Origin of the sequence: Cryobacterium sp. TMT2-10 (assembly GCF_004403075.1) — a bacterium.
Classification (GTDB): domain Bacteria; phylum Actinomycetota; class Actinomycetes; order Actinomycetales; family Microbacteriaceae; genus Cryobacterium; species Cryobacterium shii.
The window spans coordinates 1-2,020 of sequence record NZ_SOGW01000071.1 but is presented as its reverse complement, the minus strand read 5'-3'; the positions used below and the strand labels follow the sequence as shown (position 1 = coordinate 2,020).

At 67.4% G+C, this 2,020-nt stretch carries 2 protein-coding genes; one reads left to right on the top strand and one right to left on the bottom strand.

The window, feature by feature from the left end; translation table 11 throughout:
* The first annotated feature begins 325 nt into the window (after positions 1-325).
* Complete coding sequence (locus E3T37_RS07780) at positions 326-1,138, top strand: GTP pyrophosphokinase family protein (protein ID WP_370262231.1); 813 nt, start codon at positions 326-328, stop codon at positions 1,136-1,138.
* Between the two features lie 81 nt (positions 1,139-1,219).
* On the opposite strand, the gene E3T37_RS07775 is transcribed toward E3T37_RS07780, so the two are convergent.
* Positions 1,220-2,020: M23 family metallopeptidase (locus E3T37_RS07775; RefSeq protein ID WP_134366235.1), on the bottom strand; the 801-nt coding region annotated here is incomplete at its 5' end.

The following is a 2,020-nucleotide window of genomic DNA, read 5'->3' as shown; positions in this document are numbered from 1 at the left end:
GGCGACACCACGGTCTGGCTGCGCGCCTAGGACCTGCCGCCCGCCGGGCTGCCCGCACGCCCGGCCGCGCGCCCGGCCCGCACGCCCGGCCACCGCACCACCGCCCCTGACGAATTCGACGGAGATTTTGCCCGAATCGGCCCAAATCAGGCCGAAATCGGCTCTGGAGAGCAAAATCTCCGTCGAATTGGTTCTACGCCGGACCGCGGCGCTGCGCGGCTGGGCGCGGACCTGCCCGGCGCGGCGGCCCTGTCAGGGGACCCGCAGCACCGCCGTGGGACAATCGGAGCGCGGCCCGACGTCTGGGCTCGCTGGAGGAGCGACGGTGACCGGCACGGGGATCGATAGCGGCATGGGCACGGAGACCGACGTCCGAATGGGCCTCGTCGAGCGCCGACAGCTCAAGATTGAGCTCGCCCGGTTCATGCTCTCGTACAAGTTCGCCACCGACGAGATGATGACCAAGATCAACATCTTGAAGGAGGAGTTCGCTTCCATCCACGACTACAGCCCGATCGAGCACGTGAACTCGCGGTTGAAGTCGCCGGAGGGAATCCTGAACAAGGCCAACCGCAAGGGCTGCCCGCTGTCGCTGCCCGACATCCGGGCGCAGATCCAGGACATCGCAGGCATCCGCATCACCTGCAGTTTCATCTCCGACATCTACCGCATCCGCGACATGCTCACGAGGCAGCAGGATGTCACGGTTCTCGAGGTCAAGGATTACGTCGCATCCCCGAAAGGCAACGGCTACAAGAGCCTGCACCTGATCGTCGCGATCCCGGTCTTCATGTCCGACCGGGTGGAGCCCGTCACCGTCGAGATCCAGATCCGCACCGTGGCGATGGACTTCTGGGCCAGCCTCGAGCACAAGATCTACTACAAGTACCGGGGGGCCGTGCCGGTCGACCTCGTCTTCGACCTGAAACAGGCAGCGGATGTCGCGAATCGGCTCGACGTCAAGATGGAGCGCCTGCACGACCAGGTCCTGGCCCTGAAGCCCGCGGGCGAGGCAGACAGCGACCTGCTCAGCATCACCGGGCTATCGCACCTCGCCCTGCCTGAGGGCCTCCTGGAGGCCATTGGGCGCAACCGGACCGGGGTTCCGGTAGCCGAAGTCACGTCCGGGGTTGCCTGACCCGCATCAGGCGCGGCGACGCGAGTTCAGGCGCGGTGCGGTGCGGCGACCGAGCGCGAGCGCACCGGGGCCGGATGCGCGCTAGTTCGTGTTGGCGTACAGCCAGACGAGAGGGTCGACGTGCGTGCCGTTCTGGCCGCCGATCCGGATCTCGAAGTGCAGGTGCGGCCCGGTCGACATGCCCGTGTTTCCGACCTGGCCGATGACCTGGCCGACCTTGACGACGTCACCCTCCTTGAACAGCATCGAGCCGTGGATCATGTGGGCGTAGACGCTGGAGACGAGTTTGCCGTCGATCATGTGGTCGATGATCATGTGCACCCCGAGGCTGCCTTCGCCGTCCTGGGCGTAGCTGACCACGCCGTCGGCGATCGACTGGATGGGCGCGCCGATGCCGGGGTTGAAGTCCTGGCCTCGGTGGTTGGACGAGCACCCTGCGCAGTCACGGGCACCGAAGTGATCACCGATGTGCACGCCAACCGAGAAGGGCCACTGGACGGTGCCGTTCGGGTTGTTGGTGAAGGTCGATTCCATCCGGATGCCGCTGGCGGCGGCCACCTCGGCGATGGTCTGCGACTTGTAACCGTCGCGCTGTACCGAGATCGTGTCCGTGCCGCCGTCCATGGTCAGGGTCTGGGCCGGCTCGCTCTGTCCGGAGCTCTTCGCCGTGTAAGCGGCGGCCTGCACGTCGGCGGAGGACAGCAGTGCCTCAGCGGGCAGGGAGGTGGAGATGGCCATCAGCGCGACGAATGCCATGGCAGCGACCGTGAAACCGGTGGTCGCGAGCTTGCGCACGCGACCGCCCGGGGCGGCGGCCTTCGACGCGGGGACCCGGGCTGCGCGCGGTCCGGGCGACGTCGACGAGCCGGCGGCCCGCGCGCG